This is a genomic window from Shewanella sp. GutCb (genome assembly GCF_002836135.1).
GTDB lineage: Bacteria > Pseudomonadota > Gammaproteobacteria > Enterobacterales > Shewanellaceae > Shewanella.
In genome coordinates, this window is the sequence record NZ_PJBL01000002.1 from 157,534 (window position 1) to 178,275 (window position 20,742).

Genomic DNA, 20,742 nt, shown 5'->3' on the forward strand with positions numbered 1-20,742 from the left:
TCTTTATTAATTGAATGCTCATCACGCTCTCCAAATTTCATCGCGGTATCCAGCGATAGTCATATCACTTGAGAAGCGACCACTGGCCGCGGTATTTCTAATACTCATTTGTGTCCAACTCAATTGATCTTTATAGCTATTAGCCGCCTCGACTTGCGCTAGACGGTAAGATTCAAAATCAGCCGCAGTCATCCAGGGATCATCAGGGTTTTTAATACTATTGATAATAGAGGCAAAAATGTCGGGTTCTTGCAGGTTAAAGTGACCACTTTCTAATAACTCCATCACCCCTGATAAGGCGCTAGAAGCGGTGATAAACGACTGTGGTTGATATTGATCGTCCTGTCGCAATTGCGTGACTTCACTGGCATCAAGCCCAAATAGGAAAAAGTTGTCATGGCCCACCTCCTCCAACATCTCAACGTTGGCGCCATCTAAGGTGCCGATGGTCAGCGCACCGTTCATCATAAATTTCATATTGCCAGTACCTGAAGCTTCCTTACCTGCGGTTGAGATCTGTTCAGACAGATCCGTTGCCGGACAAATTTTTTCCATTGCACTGACGTTATAATTAGGCAAAAAGGCAAATCGCAGATATGGGCTAACAACCGCATCAGAATTAACCATGTGTGCAACGTTGTTGGCCAATTTAATCAGCAGTTTAGCCATCGCATAACCTGGCGCGGCTTTGCCCCCAATAAGCACACAACGCGGCACTAAGTTGTCAGTATTACCCAGCCTAATCTGTTGATAGAGATGGATAACGTGCAAGATATTAAGCAGTTGGCGTTTATATTCATGAATACGCTTAACCTGTACGTCGAACATCATCTCCGGATCAAATTCAACATTGCACTCGGTGCGGATCAACTGTTGCAACACCACTTTATTGGCTTGCTTAACATCCGCCCACTCTTTGATAAACGCCACATCATCGGTAAAGGCGTTAAGCGCATTTAGGTGACTTAAATCAGTCACCCATTCATCCCCTAAGCGCTTACAGATCAATGCACTTAACTTAGGATTACACTGTGCAAGCCAGCGCCTTGGGGTCACACCATTGGTTCGATTGTTGAACTTTTCAGGCCAAAGCTGATAAAAATTGCTGAACAAACCAGAGGTCAGCAGCTGAGTATGTAAACCTGCAACACCGTTAATAGAGAAGCTGGCCACAATGGCTAAATACGCCATGCGTACATGCGGCTCATCGCCCTCTTCAATAATTGACATATCAGCCAGTTTTACCGGATCGCCAGGCCACTGATGAGCGACAACCTCTAAGTAGCGCGCGTTTATCTCAAAAATGATCTCCATGATCCGCGGTAACATATGCTGCATCATTTTTACTGGCCAGCGCTCCAGCGCCTCAGGTAACAATGTATGGTTGGTATAGGCCATGGTCTGCGTTGTAACCTGCCATGCGTCATCCCATTCAAGGAAGTACTCATCAACCAGTAAACGCATCAACTCAGGTATGGCAATAGCAGGATGCGTATCATTAAGTTGCATCACATTGAACGTGGCAAAGTCACTAAAGTCATTGCCATGCAGACTAACCCAAGTGTTAAGAATGTCTTGTAAGCTGGCAGACGACAGGAAATATTGCTGCCGTAGCCTTAACTCCTTGCCGTTTTCACTGGCATCATTTGGATAGAGCACCATGGTGATCTGCTCAGCCATGTTTTTGCGTGCCACGGCTTCACTGTAATCGCCTTGGTTAAACTCAGTGAGGTCGAAATCATCGGTCGCTTCCGCTTTCCACAATCTTAAGGTATTAATACGACCATTTTGATAACCCGGTACAGGCATATCGAAAGCCACAGCAAGCACATCTTGCCTATCAACCCAAGTGACATTACAGCGTCCATTGGGGTCGATATAACTGCTGGTTCGGCCAAAAAAAGGCACTTTAACATTATGTTGTGCGGCTCTGACTTCCCAAGGATTCCCCTCTCTAAGCCAGCCATCCGGACGCTCTACTTGAAAACCGTCCACCAGCTTTTGGGCAAACATGCCATATTCATAACGAATGCCATAGCCTGTCACCGCCAAGTTCATACTGGCGCAGCTATCCAAAAAGCAGGCCGCTAAGCGCCCTAAACCACCATTACCTAGCCCAGCGTCATGCTCTTGTTGCTCAACCTCTTCAAGCGTTACTGCGTAATCCTTTAATGCGTCACGAGTGGTTTGCTCAATATCGAGATTAAGCAACGCATTGCCCAGCGCGCGCCCCATCAAAAACTCCAGTGACAAATAAGCCACCTGCTTACGTTGTTGCGCAACATCATCAATTCGAGTTTGTCGCCAAGGGGCTAACATCTGCTCTTTTACCGTGGTCGCCAGCGCTTGAAACAGGTCCTGTTTTTCATACTCATCACGCGTTAAACCATTATTAATATGCCGCGCCATCACCAGATGAAATGCATCGCAAGGCTCACATGGGCTATTTTCAGTCGGCTTATCATTCACCAAAGTGACCTTCGTCTTGTTGGCTTTTGTGAGTTTTGCTGTTGATTTGGCTTTAGTGGTAGTCGTCTTTACAGGTGCAGTCATGCGGTTGCTCCTTTAAGTTGGGCATAAAACAACATCACACTTCGCTCTTTGAGCTGATAGCTCTGAGTGAAAGCTGAAGGTGAAGTGTCTATTTTTGATTCAGTGTTGGTTAAGCCCAGCTCTGGCTGAGAAAAGACCTGGTGCACAAAGGGAGCAGTCCCCTCCATGGCGACGGTACTCGACGTGATGTCATCATCGGTTTGGGTGTGTAATAAGCAGTGCCACTCGCTGTAACCTTCAATACTCGGGGCATTAAATACCAAGCTTTGATCATCAGCATTAAGCATTAACAGTAACGCCTGCTGCTCTGGCGCTATTGAATGTTCAGCGGCAACCTCACCGCAAAGTACCAAGCTTAAGCTGCGCGTGTGAGCATCGCCCCACTGCAGCTTATTCATCGGTTCGCCTTGCCGACAGAACCAACCTAGCCCACCGCCGTCTGTCGATACGTTTTGGTGAATAAAATGCTGAGGGTATAAACCACAGAAACGCTTTCTAATCGCAATCAGACGTTTTACAAAATGCAGTAAACTGCGCTGCTCGGCAGTATTTGACCAGTCACGCCAATTGGTCGAGTTATCTTGGCAATAAGCATTGTTGTTACCGTTTAAACTGTGGCCTATTTCATCTCCCGCTAGCAGCATCGGCACGCCCTGCGACAAGACTAATGTGGTGAGCATGTTTCTCACCTGGCGCTGGCGCTGTGCGTTAACATCAGCGCTGTTACTTTCTCCCTCTTCACCATAATTATGGCTGTGATTTTCTTGATGTCCGTCGCGGCTTTGTTCACCATTAGGATCATTATGCCTTTGGCAGTAACTCACCAGATCGTGCAGACTAAAACCGTCATGACTGGTGATAAAGTTGATACTCGAACTTGCCCCTCTATCAGCATGTTCAAACAAGTCGCTCGAACCGTGTAGCCTGCGAGCCAATTCAGGTAGCATGCCAAAGTCACCGCGCCAAAAGCGGCGCACGGTATCGCGATAACGATCGTTCCATTCACTCCAGCCCTGCGGATACCCCCCTAACTGATAGCCTCCAGGCCCAATGTCCCAAGGCTCGGCGATCAGTTTGACTTTATTCAGTACAGGATCTTGCGCTATCGCATCGAAAAATCCGGCGCCTTTATCAAAACCATGGCTTTCTCGACCTAGGCAACTGGCTAAATCAAACCTAAACCCATCAACACCCATAATCTCGACCCAGTAACGCAGCGAGTCCATCACCAACTGCAAGACTTTGGGGTGACTAATGTTGAGCGTATTACCACAGCCGGTATCGTTGATATAAAACCGTTTATCACTCGGGAGGAGCCCGTAATAACTCAGATTATCGATACCTTTAAAACACAAGGTAGGTCCAAGACGGTTGCCCTCGGCGGTGTGGTTATAAACCACATCTAAAATCACTTCGATACCAGCGCTATGCAGTGCACTCACCATGTTTCTGAACTGTTCAATAGGTGTTGGGGCTGTGGGAGAGTCACTTTGATATTGATGCTGAGGCACAAAAAAACTTAAGCTGTTATAGCCCCAATAGTTAGTCAGTTGTTTATCTTGTAGAAATGCTTCACTTATAAAACTGTGTACCGGCAATAGCTCAACACAGGTAACCCCTAATTCCGTTAAGTAACGCAGCACATTAGGCTCCGCCAACCCCAAATATGTGCCTCGAATTGACTCCTCTATCTCACCGCAAAGCTGGGTAAAGCCCTTAACATGTAGCTCGTAAATAATGTGGCCGTTGAGATCATTAGTAATAGGCGTTGCTGACGCGCGTAAAGGAGAGATAGCAGATAGCAAGGAGGTATCAACCACTTTGCATTTAGGCATATAAGCCGCGTTATCACACTCGTCAAAAGAGAGATCTTCTAAGGCATGATCAGCGCAATAGCCATAGTGACTTTGATGTTCAATAAATTGACCCAGCCATTGTTTGGCGTATGGGTCGAGCAGTAATTTATTGGCATTAAAGCGATGACCAGAATGAGGTTCATAAGGACCATCGACTCGATAACCATAAACCAACGCCTTGTCCGAACATTCAATATGCAGGTGCCACACTTGCTGGCTTTTTTGCGTCAACGGATAACGTGCAAGTTCATTCTCGCCTGCGCTATCAAACACACACAGGGTTACCGCTGTGGCGTGGGCCGAGAACAGGGCAAAGTTAACGCCATGCTCATCTACCGTGGCACCCAGTGGGTAAGGCCGCCCTACTGTGGTTTGCATCACTTACGCCTTCCCTATGACTAAGCACGACAGCGGCGGAACCGTCACCAGTGCGCTATAAGGCATCCCTTGGTAAGGGCTAGCGTCTGCGCTAATAACACCTTGATTACCAACGTCACTGCCACCATAAAATGCGCTATCACTGTTAAGCCTCTCAACAACATCGCTATTGTCAGCAAGCCCAATTCTAAATCCGTAATGCACCTCTGGCGTCATATTAACGATAAATACCAGTGGGCTATTATGACTCCCCTCACTTTGATCAGTGTCATCAGCCCCATAGCGGATAAAACTGAAAATACTCGACTCAGCATTATCACAATCTAACCAGCTAAAACCGCTGGGGTCGCAATCTTTTAACCACAGTGCAGAGGATGCTTTATAGAGCTGATTTAAATCTTTGACCCAAGATTGCATTCCCGAATGAGGCGCGTACTGCAGTAAGTGCCAATCCAAACTCACATCGTGGTTCCACTCATCTCGTTGAGCAAACTCATCCCCCATAAACAACAACTTCTTGCCCGGGTGACCCCACATAAAACCGTAATAAGCCTTTAACGTGGCAAATTTCTGCCAATCATCTCCCGGTATTTTATGCAGTAATGAGCCTTTACCATGGACGACTTCATCATGGCTTAACGCTAAGATAAACTGCTCGGTATATTGGTACACAAGGCTAAAGCTAAACTCGTGATGGTGGTGCTGTCGATGGATAGGGTCGCGTTGTAAATAACCCAAGCTGTCATTCATCCAGCCCATATTCCACTTAAAGCCAAAGCCCAAATTATGTTGCGCGTTGCTATCTATCGACGGCGACTCTGCTAACGGCTGGTCGATAATATGGCTTACCCCAGGCCAAGCTGTCGACTCCTCGGCTATCATGCAAACCCCTGGAAAGCTGCTATAAACGCGTTGATTCAAATTTTGTAGAAAGCTAATAGCCGCTAGATTTTCTCGCCCGCCATTAGCATTGGGTAACCACTGCCCCGCTTCTCGGCTGTAATCTAAATACAGCATTGAAGACACGGCATCGAGCCTTAGCCCATCAAAGTGAAACTCTTCCAGCCAGTAGCAAGCGTTACTCAACAGATAACTTTGTACCTCACCGCGTTCATAGTTGTAGATCAATGTATCCCAATCAGGATGTTCACCTTGGCGCGGGTCGGCATGCTCATACAAGCTCGTGCCATCAAACTGACATAATCCATGGGGATCTTTTGGAAAGTGCGCCGGAACCCAGTCAAGCAGCACCGCAATATCTGCTTGATGACAAGCATCAATAAAGCCTTTTAAGCCATTCATATCTCCGAAACGGTAAGTCGGCGCATACAGCCCCACGGGCTGATAGCCCCAAGAACCGTCGAACGGATACTCGCTGATTGGCATTAACTGCAGATGCGTAAAGCCCATCTCAAGTAGGTAGGGGATCAGCTGCAGCGTTAGTGCTGCATAATCAAGATACTTAGCACCATCATCACCTTGCCTGCGCCAAGAGGCTAAGTGCACTTCATAGATGGACATGGGCGCTTGATGCCACACCTTTTGGCTACGCTCAGCAAGCCATTGTTCATCTTGCCAAACATGAGCCTTTGCACTGCTCACCACCGAGGCATTACCCGGGGCGGGTTGCATCGCTTTGGCATATGGGTCGGCTCTTTCGATGCAAGCGCCATTGGCATCGATGATCTCAAATTTGTAGTAAGCACCAGCCGCCACATTGGGCACAAAAATCTCCCAAACACCGTTAGCAAGATGCTGGCGCATCACATTAACAGCGCCGTCCCAATGGTTGAAATCACCGATTAAAGAAACCCGTTTAGCGTTAGGTGCCCAAACACAAAACAGCACACCAGCAACGCCTTGGCATTCACGCCAATTAGCCCCTATAAATCGATAAGCTTGTTGCTGAGCTCCTGCGCCAAAAAGATAGAGGTCATCAGCAGCGAGTAAACTGTCAAATTGATAAGGGTCGACAATATCGACCTCAGATAAAGGATATTGAACTCGCAATTTGTAGAGAAATGGCTTAACTCTGCGGCCCATTTTGCCGCTAAACAGGCCTTCATCATTCTCTTTAGTTAAACTGGCCACTTTGCGAGACGTTTTAATGCAAATCACCTCAACACTCACCGCGCCACGTAAAAAACAACGCACCGTAAGTGATTTACTGTTGTCACTTGCATGCATCCCTAATAGCGAAAACACATCGACAAACTCACCGTTTAGCAAGGCGACAGCGGAACCATGTTGAAATTCGGGAGCGTTGTTAGTCATAGCGGTTTAATCCATTAGATTGTGGTGACAATGTTGTCGGGCAAGGTGGAGTTTGAGCATCGGTTACACTCGCGGATGCTCGCGCCAGCCTAAGGTGTTTAAACAGCGCCTTAACACTCGTCGCAGCGGCTAAGACTTCAAGCGTAACTGGCATACGTCGCTGCCAATTGGGGTATTCAAGCCAAGTACCAGGGATATTTACCGGTTGATTGTCTTGCACTAGATCGCTCAACTGCACACTAAACAATGCGGCAGTACCCGCAGCGCAAACGGAGATCCAAGCCGGCAATAATGTTGAATAGTCGGTGGCGTTGATATCGCTATGGCTCAATGCGCCTGCATTACACAGCAGCGTGAGTAATTGCTGCTTTTCATGCTGACGATGTGACAGCGCATGTTGAAGATGACTGTCTTTATCAGTGTCAGTGTCAGTGTCGATAAGGCCAATCTTGTGTCTAAGATGAAGATCATCGGCTTGCCACCAAGCCAATAACGGCGGCACATCGTGATTAGCCAGCATCATCAAGCTTTGCGGTTTATAGTTTTCGGGCAAGGTAAAAGCATCATCTTGCTTACTGAAATAGAACAGATCATTTGACAGCACACCCGCATCAAAGAGTTTGCTGACTATCTCAGGCGGAATAAGCCCTAAATCTTCACCAATGACGCGGCAGCGTGCTCGCTGACTTTCAATGCACAAAATGGCCAGTAACGCATCCAGTGGATAATAAACGTAGGCGCCATTACCCTGTGCCGCAGATGCGGGCCACCACCATAGGCGCAACAGCGACATCACATGATCGATCCGCAGCGCACCACAAGCCTGCATATTGGCGCGCAGCAGATAGATAAAATGTTGATAGCCACTGTGTTTAAGAGCAATAGGATCGAGCGGAGTCAGCCCCCAGTTTTGACCTTGGGGTGCAAATGGATCTGGCGGCGCGCCGATACTGGCTTGTTGGCAAAAGGGATTATTACCCGCTTGGACTTCAACACTGTTTGCCGCGGCGCCAACAGCGAGATCGCGTACTAAGCCAATCGACATTCCAAGCTGTTTAGCGTGTCCTTGGCATTGGGATAATTGCTGCTCAGCAACAAACTGTAGATAGGCAAAAAAGCGGTTATCTAGGCCTTCAAACTCGCTTAAACTTTGTGTGTCAGCCACCTGCTGATCACAGAACTGCATTAACGCCTCGCCTTTTTCGGCGATAAAAGCGTTAAAGCGTCGTGCCCGCGCACTCATAGGCTCAACATGACCTGATACAAACAACCGATATAACTGAGTAAAAATACGGTATTTGTGGCTACTGACCAAACGATAATCGAGCCAATCTGTCGCGTTAACCAGCGCCTTAGTTGCCAATAACTCGGATTCAAATTCAACATCACCCGAGTCAATTGTCCCTTTAGCCTTTTGTCGCAATAACAACTCAAATTCAGGCACCATCTCAATATTAATGTAGAGCGGGTTTAACCGGCGTCGATCAGATGGACTGTAGGGACTACAAGTTTGCGGGCTTGCAATATCAAGCGCATGCAAAGGGTTAAGTAGGATGAAACTCGCGCCCTCTTTGGCGACGACGGCAATGAGAGATAACAGATCAGCAAAATCACCAATACCCCACTGGGTATCACTGCGTAGGCTAAACAACTGAATGCTAAGGCCCCACAATCTATCGTTTAACGTTGTGCGACTAGGACTGCCTTGATAGGTCGTTGCGGGCGCAACTAACCAAGTACCAGAAACGGCCTCGCCTTTAATGGTGGAGTTTTCCAACTCAATACTTACTCGATGATAACCGAGTCCAATATAAGGAAGTTCTGCGCCGGACATTGGCTCAGTGCGCACAAGAGCAGACAGCAACAGCGCTTGAGTCATCGACAATTGGTAATGCAGGTATGCCACTGCACCCATTTGATAATTACCCACTACATTGACCAAACCGCCAATGTGACAGTGCAGCTTAGCGGCATAAAGGGAGAATTGATAAACGTCACCACTTTCAAGTTGTAGACGAATATTCAGCAAGTCATTGGTATTTTCTGGCAAATAAAGGCTGAGCAAAGGCGCATTGATACTGCAGTGCTGAAAACTCGGCAATAGTTGGGTCCATGGCAGTGCATCGAGCTCGAAGGTTTTGCTCGCAACCATATCATCGCTAAGGCGTTGTTGGTTGTCAGTAATACCAGCATCCAACATGCAGCGTAAAATCCCGATGCGATCTTGTTCTGGAGTATAGATATTCTCGCCACTACAACTGACAAACTCGGCACCGACACCTTGCAAATACAGTAACTTCTCTAGCCCCATACTTGTCTTCCTTGAATTTAGTGACCCACTCTCTAGATGGAGCAGTAACCATGCCAACAACAAGTAACAGCTTAAAGACAGTTTTATTTCAATGAGGTGACAATTCTCTGCTAATGAAAATCAATAACTTAAACCAGCAAGAGCTCGTTGCCTCCTCAGTTATAAAATGATAATTAGACTTAGGGTGATTGACTTTTTGCACAAAAAAAACGCAACAGTGCTTCAATAAAGAGCACTTGGGCCACATAAAGGGGGTTTAATGATGAAATTAGCAGCTGTCAACGTCATAAAATTACAGAATTAGCTACCTAGATCGAATTTTGGAGTCATTTCCACTAGTTTAAGGGCTAATTAAGAGCCAGATCACACCTTTATCGCATCAGTATTGGTACTTTAATTACCAGAAGATATAACAACTTTTAACATTAAGCGTATAGGTGAATTTTATGGCTGCTAAATTTTTTATCCCATCTGTCAATATCTTAGGCAAAGACGCGGTTACCGAAGCTATTGCAGATATCAAAGATCTTGGCTTTAAGAATGCTCTAATTGTGACAGACAAGCCTTTAGTTAATATCGGACTGGTTGCTCAAGTCACGGATAAGCTCGCAAGCAATGGTATTGCAGCGGTAGTATTCGATGGTGTACAACCAAACCCGACTATTGGTAACGTTGAAGCTGGCCTTGAGCTGCTCAAAGCAAATGATTGTGACTTTGTCATCTCTCTGGGTGGTGGTTCTCCTCATGATTGCGCTAAAGGCATCGCATTAGTGGCAACTAACGGTGGCAGCATTAAAGACTATGAAGGTCTGGATGTGTCTACTAAGCCACAACTACCACTTGTCGCGATTAACACTACAGCTGGCACAGCAAGTGAAATGACGCGTTTTTGTATCATCACTGATGAAAGTCGCCACATTAAAATGGCCATCGTCGACAAAAATACAACGCCACTTTTATCCGTTAATGATCCTGAATTGATGCTGCTCAAACCTGCTGGCTTAACAGCTGCAACAGGTATGGATGCACTCACTCACGCAATCGAAGCTTATGTTTCAATTGCTGCAAACCCAATCACAGATGCCTGTGCGATTAAAGCCATTGAGCTTATCCAAGGTAACCTTGTCGAAGCGGTTGAAAATGGTCAAAGCATTCAAGCACGTGAGCAAATGGCTTATGCACAGTTCTTAGCAGGCATGGCATTTAACAACGCGAGTTTAGGTTATGTGCATGCAATGGCGCACCAGTTAGGCGGATTCTATGACCTGCCACACGGCGTATGTAACGCATTGTTATTACCGCATGTACAAGCCTACAACGCACAAGTGGTACCTGAACGCTTAAAAGACGTTGCTAAAGCGATGGGTGTCGATGTCATTGCAATGAGCGATGAAGAGGGAGCTGCTGCTGCATTAGAAGCAATTAAAGCGCTATCTGTTGCTGTCAAAATCCCAGAAAACCTAACAAAGCTTGGTGTAAAAGCTGAAGATATTCCAACGCTAGCAGACAATGCATTGAAAGATGCCTGTGGATTCACCAACCCTAAACAAGCAACCCATGAAGAGATCTGTCAGATCTTTACTAACGCTTTATAGCGTTAGGCTTGAACTGAGTATTGGTTAAGTAAAAGGTGAAGCGGTAGCAAGCTTGTCAACACTCCCTTGGCAGAGCTTGTTATCTTTCATTGCCGTTTCAATCTACTGCTTAATTTAAAGCAGATTATAAAGCTTGAGTAAAAAATCTACTTAACTTAACGCCGAGTTCTTTATGAGATGTGCTTTGAGAAGATTTCCAGATATACAAATATCTCAAAATCAGTAAAAAAGCCTATAGATAGGCGATTTCAAGTGGTTTTCGATCGATTTTAATGATACAAATTGCTACAGTTACGATATAATTAAAGTGTTCGCTTTTTCCCTGCAAAAGTTAAAGCCAGCTTAAAAGCCCACTCCTCGGAGTGGGCTTTTTCCTTTCAGTCAATCCCTCCACTCTATGCTCCCCTTTACATTTACCAACAGCTCGTGCTATTCAATATTCCACCAAAAAATGTTAAGTCATCTATGAACGCTTAAGCGAAACATCCATGCTGCGAGTCCGTTGTCGGCACTCAATAAAGTTTGATCATTTATCTATACGTTTTCAGATAAAGGAACTGAACTCATCTTAAGTTTTGATCGATGCGACAAAGACTGGCACCTTAAAGAAATTGAGCCCGTGACCCTATAGCCTGCTCACTTTCAGCACGTTTATGGACAAAAATTAGTTAATGGTTAAGCTCTGAAATCTACGATTACCATTAGGGAAAGTGTGGCAATCGGATATGCGGTAACGCCCTCGTTAATAGACAAAATTTAGTTGGTTAAAATTGTTGAGCGAAGCGGGACGTAGCCAACTGTTTTTGTTACGTTTAAAGTGCTTGTTATGTGTTAGTTTGATTTAAACACATTTGAATTAATTGATGCTCACCAACTTTTTCAACTTGTTTAATGTAATGAAATCCAAACGTTTCGTAATATTCTTTTAGGTATTCATGAGCATGAATTTCAATGCTGTTGATGCCTAATTCCCTAGCCTTAGTTATTAATGAATCCACAAGTTTTGTTGAAATCCCCTTGCCTCTATAATTTTTTTTGATAGCGACTCTAGCCATAACTGCATTGTTATTTTCGACTAAAGCCAATCTTGCAACACCAATTGCTATACCATCAATATAAACTAACGAATGGTATGAATTAGCGTCCAACCCATCGAGATCTAAATATAACGGTATTCCTTGCTCTTTAACAAATACTTCATTGCGGATTTCCTGTGATATTTTTATTGACTCTGCGTCATTACTTACAACAATTCTCACGTTTATCTCACTTCATATAGTAAATGATTAAGTACACATAACGCCCGCTTAAGCGTAAGGCTTATACCAGCCAGCCATTGTTAATCAATAACATAACTAGCTTTCAACCCAATATCAACGATTGACGTCTATCAAAGAAGTACTTGAACCATTTTCAACAGAGTGGCGCGAATAAATGCCAGAAGAGAAGTGAATTTACAGAGATTAGTGAGTTTTAAGGCGTGAATTGTTAACCCTGTGCATTAACAGAGGAAAGTGCTCTTGAAGTTACGGTCTTTAGGCTAGTCTACTTGCATATACTGACAACTATTTGAAAAGTGCCGTCGTCGCATATCTAAGTGTTCACAGTAGCTGCTTAGCTCTTGCAACGTCCCGACGGGGCCGTAAAACAGTTGCCCAAACTCGGTGATTATTTGTACCCAATTAGCCGCTGGGATATTTAATCGGCTCAAAATCCTTTCTGCACTCGAAGATATCGCGCCACGCTTATCGTTACGGATACCCCTGCCTGTTTCATCAACCAGTTCAAGGTAGTCTTTCAGCGAGAAAGCAATACCTTTTGGTTGGTGCTCTCGCTCGTTGCCAATAAAGGCTAATAGCTTGCTCGGTTGTTGACCTTTAAGCGCTGCGGTGACTCTGAGTTTTAAACTGGTGAAGTCTGATTGCTCTGGCGTTTGCGCCATCTTCGCACGGATTGGCCTATCTATTGGCAAAAAGTGCTCAACATAGGCCATACAGGCCAATACGGCTGCTTCATCTAACAAAGCTTGGGATTTGAATCGCCCTTCTCAAAAATGCCCAGTGCAATTATCTTCAAGATTGGCTTGTCTGGCTATTGGTTCATTCAAGCATCTCATGAACCATGAGATATCACTGAGTCGTGAGCGGTAAATCGCTATTTGATGCTTTAACTGAGCAACTAGGTGTTCATCAATCACTTCACCTTTAGCAAACTTTTGAGTCAATGCGGTACCGTTAAAAAGCTTATGCCATTGCTCAACAACCTCTCTATCTGACCAGTTATTCACGGTTTCTAGGTCAATATAAAGCACAACATGCAAATGATTACTCATCACGGCATAAGCCGCCACATCAATAGCAAACACCTCGGTAAGCTTCAATATTTGCGTTTCAACCCAGCCTCGACGGTGGTCATAGTTTTTACCCGTGTATTTATCATCACCACACAAAAAGGCACGCCGTACTACACGGCTACAGCAATGATAGTAAGGCGTGTCTTCGATACTAATTAGCGTTCGTCTTGGACGGGGCATACAACCTCCTTGTTAAATGCTCTTGCAAAGCTTAGTTGGAGGTGATCAGTTGTGCCATTAACAATGGCTGTCTATGTATTTTTGTCCTGCAATCTCGGGCTTGTTCAACACTTGGGATAAGGACGCGGCTGCGCGCGGCCTATCCTTATTTGTTAAGTTACCGATTGCACCAACCAATCAACTACTGAATACCCGCCCAAAGTCGCTGTGGTGGCAATGAGCGTAAATACACCTAAGCAACCACCTCTTTTACTTGAAGAGTAAACTTCTGCTTGGTTATTACTAGGTCTACTTCTTAACCATTGAACATGACAAGTATTACAATATAAACGAGTTAAGCCTCTATTCCACGCGGTAATACTTCTCGAACCAAATCGTTCATTTTTTTTACACTTAGAACAGTTGAATGAACTATTTTTTGGTTTCTTTTGACGGTTTAGTAAAAGGAAAGCAATAACAGCAGGAACACCAAATATAACCGAGCTTTCTATGTTGCTTGATTTGAAATATATATATGCTGTAAATACTACAGAAATTACCAAAACAATAATCAGGATGTAATCAAAAATATTTTTAGTTTTAGGCTCAACTTGCGTATGACTTTTATAGTTGCTTGTTTTAGGTAAGCCTTCAATGGCAACACTAGTTGCCTTTAATCTATTTTGATCATCTTTTTTTTCAACAAATACAACAATATCTCCAATCTCTGGTCTTCGACCTTTAGTCGTAAGGCTAGAAACATGAAAAAACACTTTTTGGTTGTCGTCTGAGGTTATAAAGCCAAAACCTTTATCATCTTTCCACTGGCTTATTTTTCCTTTCATATTATCTAAAGACTCCATTCTCGTTAGGTAATTTAACGCCTAATTAACAGGCAAAAAATTGTTGGCTAAAATAAGCGACGAAGGAGCAAAAGCCAACTGTTTTTTGTCTTTGTTTAATTTCTTGTTAGGTTAATCTTTTGATTTCAAACGCGTTAACAAACCAGCTACTAATCCACTAATAATTCCCGTAATAAGATACCTTGGAATATCCTCATGCGATATAAAAGGAATAATAAATTCATCCGTTAAATAATTGACAAAAATAATTAAGACCACAAATAGTAAAATATTAATATCTGTTGCGATTTTTCCATTGCAACTCGGGCACCTTTTATCACTTGATAAATTATTAATTGATTTAGAAAATATACTGATTTTTTCGTCACAATGTGGACATTTCATGCGATCATCCTTGATTAACCTAACATTTTAATATACGGCTTGCGTGTTTTGCCAAGCCATGTTGAGAAAGCGTGCACAGGTAAAAGCCTGAAAAAATCACTAATAACAAATAATTAAACATTTACGCTTAAGATTGTATCCAATACACCTCAGGACAAAGTGAGTCGCACACTTTGCTTTCCGGTTATCTAAACTTTTCATGAACGCACACTTACATCTTACTGAATTTATACAAGTTAGCAATCAAACCGTTATAGGTCGTATCTACACCAACTGTCAGTTGTAGATACGGCCGTGACCGTCCATGACATGGACGTCATGGCCGAGCTTACAAGGATGTATTTATAGCGTGTCACTGCAGTGTCTGCACATGCGATCGTTCCTACACACCCACCTGTTCACGACATTCGGACATCCTGTCCAGCACCCGATGTAGGCGATTGATAACAATGAAGCTGCAATTTAGAGCTCAATTCCTTGTCGCCACGACTTTGTTCAAGCGTAGCTTGATGAAACTAATAGATAACTAAAACGTTTTGGGACACAAATGAGTCCCCCAATCAGCTCACCTTTAGCCAACACAGAACTCTCGTTCACCCCACGCTTAGTAAACAAAAAGGCCTGCAACAATGCAGGCCTTAATAATCTTAAGCATTCAAACTTAAGCGCTTAACTCTTGACCTCTTCGCTGTTAAGCTCTTCCGCTTTAGGCTCTGCTGTACCTTTAAACTTTTCACGCATGGTTTGCATCATCACGTAAAAAACTGGCACAAGCAGTGTACCGACTATCGTCGCCGCGACCATACCACCGAACACCGAGTAACCCAGTGCTCGACGACTTCCCGCGCCAGCGCCAGTGGCAACAACTAACGGTAGCACTCCGAGTAAGAACGAAAAGGCTGTCATTAATACCGCGCGAAAACGCAGTCTAGCCGCCGTTTCGCCAGCATCCAATATACTCTTGCCCTCTTCTCTCAACTGCTTGGCAAATTCGACAATCAAGATGGCGTTCTTACACGCTAAGCCTATCAACAACACTAAGCCAATTTGGGCATACAAGTTAAGTTCAGCGCCCACCAGCCAAATATTGAGGAACGCCCCCAATATGGCAATCGGCACCGCGAGCATCACCGCAAATGGAATGGTCCAACTCTCGTACTGAGCCACCAAAAATAGATAGGTAAATACCAACGCCAAAGCAAAGATTAATGGCGCTAAGTTACCCGCCTTAATCTCTTGGTAAGTTTGCCCTGTCCACTCATAGCTATAACCTGTTGGTAAGCTCTGCGCCGCTGCGCGTTCCATGGCGCGAATAGCATCACCGGAACTATAACCAGGTGCTGGGAAACCGTTAATCGTGGTAGAACTAAACATGTTGTATGAGTTCATCACGTCGGGCCCCAATATCGGCGTCACCGTCACCAAGGTACTCAGAGGCACCATTTCCCCGGAAGAAGAACGCACATAAAAGCGCGCAATATCCATATCGGAATTTCGGTATTCACCCTCCGCTTGTAGTATGACCCTAAAGACCTTACCGAAACGGTTAAAGTCATTGACGTACATTGAGCCCAGCATCGTCTGCATGGTGGTAAAAATCTCATTCAGCGGTATGCCTAATGCTTTGGCCTTATCACGGTCTACATCGACAAACATTTGCGGCACATCGGCGCGGAAATTACTAAATGACATCGCAATTTCTGGCTGCTCGTTTGCTTTCATAATAAGCGCACGCATCACCGATGCCAGCTCCTGCGGACTGCGGCCTTGAGTGTCTTGCAATACAAACTCAAAACCACCGACACTGCCGACGCCCGGAATGGGCGGCAATGAGAAAGCCATCGCCTTAACGGATGGATTCGCCGCATATTTGGCTTGCAGCTTTGCCACAATCGCGTGTTCTGCCATATCGGCAGATTCACGCTCAGACCAAGTAGACAGAGTGACAATCATCAAACCGCCGTTTGATGCCACTGAGCCCGACAAGATACTAAAGCCACTGGCATGGATCACATTTTCAACACCTGGCTCTGCCAGCGTTAACTCAACTAAATCACGCATGACGTCTTCAGTACGGTTAAGTGACGCGCCATCAGGGAGTTGAATATCGACCATAAAGGCTTTCTTATCTTCCATTGGCACAAAGCCTGATGGCAAGATTGTCGCTAAACCGCCGGTCGCCGCCAATAGCCCGATAAAGACCACCAACACCAACACCAATTTACGGGTTAGCACATGGACTAGTTTGGTGTATTTACCGGTGAAGATATTGAAGTATTTATTAAATTTGGCGTGGAACCCAGTGGTATGCTCCTTTGGAGAACGTAATACCGAGGCGCATAATGCAGGACTTAGGGTCAATGCATTAACTGACGAGATAAGCACTGCAATACAGATAGTCACAGAGAACTGTGCGTACATCTGCCCGGTGATCCCGGGCATCACGGCCGTGGGTGCAAATACCGCTAATAGCACTAACGTGGTCGCTATAATCGGCCCTGTCACCTCTTTCATCGCTTTAGAGGTGGCCTCTTTAGGTGACAAGCCCTCATCCTGCATCAAGCGGGTCACGTTCTCGACCACCACAATGGCATCGTCAACCACAATACCAATGGCTAAGATAAGCGCGAATAGCGATACCGTATTAATGCTCATGCCAGATATTAGCAAAAAGGCAAAAGTACCAATCAAAGACACTGGGATCGCAATCGCTGGGATCAATGTTGAGCGCACATCTTGTAAGAAAATAAACACCACAAAGATAACCAAGGCTACCGAGATAAACAGTGTTTGCACCACCTCATTAATCGAGCTTTCGACGAAGTCTGAGGTGTCATATAACACCTCGTACTCTAAATCTCTTGGGAAGTTAGCCGACAAAGTATCCATCTGCTCCCTAATGCCCGCCGCCACTTCTAATGCGTTAGCATCAGGTGACTGGTAAATAGAGATAATCGCTGATGGTTTATTGTTAAGCTTGCCTTGAGCATCATAAGTTTGTGACCCTAGTTCAACTCGAGCCACATCACCTACGGTGATTTTTGAGCCATCTTCATTGGCTCGAACCACAACATTAGCAAATTCGGTGGTATTTTTTAGCCGTCCTTTGGTTTGCAGCGTATATTGAAACTGCTGGTCTGGATCGACTGGTGCAGCACCAATTCGACCCGCTGCCACTTGAATATTTTGTTCTTGCAGCGCTGCAATAACGTCGGTGGCAGTAATTGAAAAGCTAGCCATTTTATCGGGATCAAGCCATATGCGCATCGCATAATCGAGCGCACCAATAATCTGTACTTTCGATACGCCGTTCTGACGCGCTAAGGCATCTTTTACATTGAGGCCTGCATAGTTAGTAATAAACAACGAATCAAACGTTTCGTTAGGGGAAACTAGGTTCACTACCATCAAGATATTGGGGCTTTGTTTCTCGACTTTCACCCCTTGCCTTTTCACCTCTTCAGGCAATCTTGGCATGGCTTGCTGTACCCGGTTTTGTACCTTTACCTGCGCCATGTCAGGGTCGGTACCGACCTCAAAGGTTACATTGAGTGAATAGCTACCGTCGTTGGCGCTCTTTGACTCCATATACAGCATGCCTTCCACGCCGTTAATTTCAGCTTCTAAAGGCTGGGCAATGGTGTCTTTTACAACATTGGCACTGGCACCCGAATAACTGGTCGACACACTCACTTGTGGCGGTGCGATCTCAGGAAACTCTGACACTGACAAGATAGGAATAGAGATAAGCCCCACCAACGTCAGTACGGTAGAGATCACAAAGGCAAATTTAGGCCTATTGATGAAGAATTCACTAATCATAGTTATCCCCTACTTTGTTTGGTTAGCTTCTTGGAAAGGAATAATCTCTTGCTCAACCGCATTAACTTCAATGCCTGGTCGAATTTTTTGTAGTCCATCAACAACGATACGATCGCCACCATCTAAGCCACTTAACACGCGCCATTGAATGCCGAAACGTTCACCGAGCTCGACAATACGCTTCTCAACTAGATTCTTATCATTAAGCACCATCACAAAACGGCCTTGTTGATCTTCTTGCACTGACGCTTGCGGGATTAATAACGCTTGTTCTGTAATGGGCGATTCGATAATCAAAGTGACGAACATGCCAGGTAACATAAAGTTATCGGCATTTTTAAAAGTGGCACGGATAGGTAAGGTGCCAGTGGCGGGATCAACCTTGTTACTCACAAAATCGATATAACCAGATTCTTTATGCATGGTTGCATTGGGCAACCGCAGATTAATCACAATATCTTGGATCTTTATATCGCGAGATAACGCCTTAGAAAAACTTTGTTGAGCGGTAATTAACGCACGTTCAGCAACTTGAAAGTTAACCCACATTGGCTGTAACTGGACTAAGTTTGCCATTTCAGATTGCGGACTAATGATGTCACCGGTACTCACTTTAGCGTTACTTATCCGCCCAGAGATTGGCGCGTACACTTTGGTATAGCTTAGCTGTAACTCAGCGCCACTAACGGCCGCTTCGGCTTGCACAACGCCAGCGGCGGTTGTCAGCTTACGAGAGGTCAACTCATCCATATCCTGCGCACTGATCATGCCATCGGGCAGTAAGCGACGACCACGTTCCCAGTTCATTACTGCGACATCTCTTGAGGCGATAGCTTGTTTCAGTACGGCTTTTTGCTGAGCTAACTCTGCCACATAAGTTGCAGGATCAATCTCGAACAGTAAGTCCCCCTGATTAACATCTTCACCTTCGATAAAGCTGCGTTTAAGCAGTTGTCCCTGTATTTGCGATTTAATCGTCACATCTTCAGATGCTCTTGTACGGCCAACAATTTCACTTTTAGATTGAATATCTTGCATGCTTGCGGTGCTAACAATCACGCTTGGCAACACTGCTGCCTGAGGCGCTGGCGCTTCACCACACCCACTGGCAATAATACTGATGCACCCAATGGTGAGCAGTTTTAGTTTTGAAACTGTTGAACAGGCCATTTAAGCCTCCTGAAGTGTCAGATATTTGCATTATATTTATCTTGAAATTATAAGCACATACTGCACCGCACATAAACCTTTTTACATTGAAGTATCATTGTTTTTACATAAAACAGCATAGATAACCTCATATTGCTAAATAAAACGAATCAAGCGACCAACAAAAGCACTTTATTAAATTAACTGATGCTTTGTTAAATTAACTGATGCTTTGTTAAATTAACTGATGCTTTATTAGTCAAAGTAACCTATGGAATTGTTGTGAGAGGCAAAAGTGGGAGCTAGAGCAAGTTTATTGGAGTTCATGTCGTGGTAAAAAATACTCAGAGCAACTAAGTTTAACTAGGCTTAAAATTAGTAAGTGTTCTAGTTTCAATAGCAGCCCAATAGTGGTACAAATGACTTAGCTCATTTACGCTGTTTTCTATAACAGCATGACACGTAAGCTATTATTAGATTGAATAACCCAAGTTAGCAGTTAATTGTTAACCTTAGACACATACAGTACGCACAGGCCAACACCATGTGTTGAGCATAATAAGAACAGTGCCCAATATGGCATCCGTTACAGCGAACAGGTAGGTAATTTATGACAGCAATTTCTCACGTTTATAACTATACAGTCCGATGCCCACAGATAAAGGATCCCGCTCACCCAACAAGCTGGCTAAACCATATCGAGATTAACCGTTCATGTGAAATAGCACTCGACAGAATCACTAAGTGGCATGGCCACTCAGGCACTCGATTGTTCGAGCACGAGGGATGCGTCGTTAGAGAAGCAGAAGCAGAACAAGCCTACTTTTCGATTAAAAATGATCGTCTGAGAGATGACATTCATGTGCTAGCGACCTTTAAAGTCTTTATGGATAACAAAACCAAAGACACGTCAGTACAAGAGGTTATGGAACATATCATTGATGATTATAAGTCGCGCTTAAGCAAACTGTAACCATCAGTAGGCATGTTCTAATCACTAGAACATGCCGCTAATTTCAACGACTAGAAAATCCCATTCCATCGA

The 20,742-nt window shown here is 44.7% G+C and carries 11 protein-coding genes and 1 pseudogene; 2 read left to right on the top strand and 10 right to left on the bottom strand.

The features are described from left to right. Window positions 1–21: 21 nt before the first annotated feature. From CXF86_RS02465 to malQ, 4 genes are read right to left on the bottom strand one after another with little or no spacing between them, the layout of a single operon-like run. On the bottom strand, window positions 22–2,553 hold the full coding sequence (locus tag CXF86_RS02465) for a glycogen/starch/alpha-glucan phosphorylase (protein WP_102038268.1): 2,532 nt from the start codon (window positions 2,551–2,553) through the stop codon (window positions 22–24). Next, on the bottom strand, window positions 2,550–4,787 hold the full coding sequence (glgX, locus tag CXF86_RS02470) for a glycogen debranching protein GlgX (RefSeq protein WP_102038269.1): 2,238 nt from the start codon (window positions 4,785–4,787) through the stop codon (window positions 2,550–2,552). The genes CXF86_RS02465 and glgX overlap by 4 nt, the downstream gene beginning before the upstream one ends. 3 nt (window positions 4,788–4,790) lie before the next feature. Beyond that, entirely contained in the window at window positions 4,791–7,061 is a 2,271-nt protein-coding gene (glgB, locus tag CXF86_RS02475; protein WP_102038270.1) for a 1,4-alpha-glucan branching protein GlgB, read from the bottom strand. Further along, on the bottom strand, window positions 7,054–9,372 hold the full coding sequence (malQ, locus tag CXF86_RS02480; protein ID WP_102038271.1) for a 4-alpha-glucanotransferase: 2,319 nt from the start codon (window positions 9,370–9,372) through the stop codon (window positions 7,054–7,056). The genes glgB and malQ overlap by 8 nt, the downstream gene beginning before the upstream one ends. 446 nt (window positions 9,373–9,818) lie before the next feature. Here malQ and yiaY point away from each other — a divergent pair, with 446 nt between their 5' ends. Continuing rightward, window positions 9,819–10,967 (top strand): L-threonine dehydrogenase, encoded by a 1,149-nt coding sequence (gene yiaY / locus CXF86_RS02485; protein ID WP_101090576.1) that lies wholly within the window; start codon window positions 9,819–9,821, stop codon window positions 10,965–10,967. Between the two features lie 824 nt (window positions 10,968–11,791). Here yiaY and CXF86_RS02490 read toward each other — a convergent pair. From CXF86_RS02490 to CXF86_RS02515, 6 genes and pseudogenes are all read right to left on the bottom strand, one after another. Next, window positions 11,792–12,226: a GNAT family N-acetyltransferase gene (locus CXF86_RS02490; RefSeq protein WP_180960996.1), complete on the bottom strand. Its 435-nt coding sequence runs from the start codon at window positions 12,224–12,226 to the stop codon at window positions 11,792–11,794. Window positions 12,227–12,507: 281 nt separating this feature from the next. Next, window positions 12,508–13,500: pseudogene (locus CXF86_RS02495) on the bottom strand (transposase). Between the two features lie 152 nt (window positions 13,501–13,652). Continuing rightward, window positions 13,653–14,324, bottom strand: a complete 672-nt coding sequence (locus CXF86_RS02500) for a cold shock domain-containing protein (protein ID WP_180960997.1) — start codon at window positions 14,322–14,324, stop codon at window positions 13,653–13,655. Window positions 14,325–14,453: 129 nt separating this feature from the next. Next, entirely contained in the window at window positions 14,454–14,726 is a 273-nt protein-coding gene (locus tag CXF86_RS02505; RefSeq protein ID WP_102038274.1) for a hypothetical protein, read from the bottom strand. A gap of 669 nt (window positions 14,727–15,395) precedes the next feature. After that, window positions 15,396–18,548, bottom strand: coding sequence for an efflux RND transporter permease subunit (locus tag CXF86_RS02510; RefSeq protein WP_102038275.1), 3,153 nt, complete (start codon window positions 18,546–18,548; stop codon window positions 15,396–15,398). Window positions 18,549–18,557: 9 nt separating this feature from the next. Next, a complete protein-coding gene (locus CXF86_RS02515; RefSeq protein WP_101090568.1) occupies window positions 18,558–19,718 on the bottom strand; it encodes an efflux RND transporter periplasmic adaptor subunit in 1,161 nt (386 codons plus the stop codon). Between the two features lie 589 nt (window positions 19,719–20,307). Here CXF86_RS02515 and CXF86_RS02520 point away from each other — a divergent pair. Next, window positions 20,308–20,670, top strand: a complete 363-nt coding sequence (locus CXF86_RS02520; RefSeq protein ID WP_101090567.1) for a cytoplasmic protein — start codon at window positions 20,308–20,310, stop codon at window positions 20,668–20,670. Window positions 20,671–20,742 lie beyond the last annotated feature (72 nt).

Coding starts and splice junctions, on each gene's coding strand:
- CXF86_RS02465 (WP_102038268.1), bottom strand. CDS start 2,553: ATGACTGCACCTGTAAAGACGACTACCACTAAAGCCAAATCAACAGCA.
- glgX (WP_102038269.1), bottom strand. CDS start 4,787: ATGCAAACCACAGTAGGGCGGCCTTACCCACTGGGTGCCACGGTAGAT.
- glgB (WP_102038270.1), bottom strand. CDS start 7,061: ATGACTAACAACGCTCCCGAATTTCAACATGGTTCCGCTGTCGCCTTG.
- malQ (WP_102038271.1), bottom strand. CDS start 9,372: ATGGGGCTAGAGAAGTTACTGTATTTGCAAGGTGTCGGTGCCGAGTTT.
- yiaY (WP_101090576.1), top strand. CDS start 9,819: ATGGCTGCTAAATTTTTTATCCCATCTGTCAATATCTTAGGCAAAGAC.
- CXF86_RS02500 (WP_180960997.1), bottom strand. CDS start 14,324: ATGAAAGGAAAAATAAGCCAGTGGAAAGATGATAAAGGTTTTGGCTTT.
- CXF86_RS02505 (WP_102038274.1), bottom strand. CDS start 14,726: ATGAAATGTCCACATTGTGACGAAAAAATCAGTATATTTTCTAAATCA.
- CXF86_RS02510 (WP_102038275.1), bottom strand. CDS start 18,548: ATGATTAGTGAATTCTTCATCAATAGGCCTAAATTTGCCTTTGTGATC.
- CXF86_RS02515 (WP_101090568.1), bottom strand. CDS start 19,718: ATGGCCTGTTCAACAGTTTCAAAACTAAAACTGCTCACCATTGGGTGC.
- CXF86_RS02520 (WP_101090567.1), top strand. CDS start 20,308: ATGACAGCAATTTCTCACGTTTATAACTATACAGTCCGATGCCCACAG.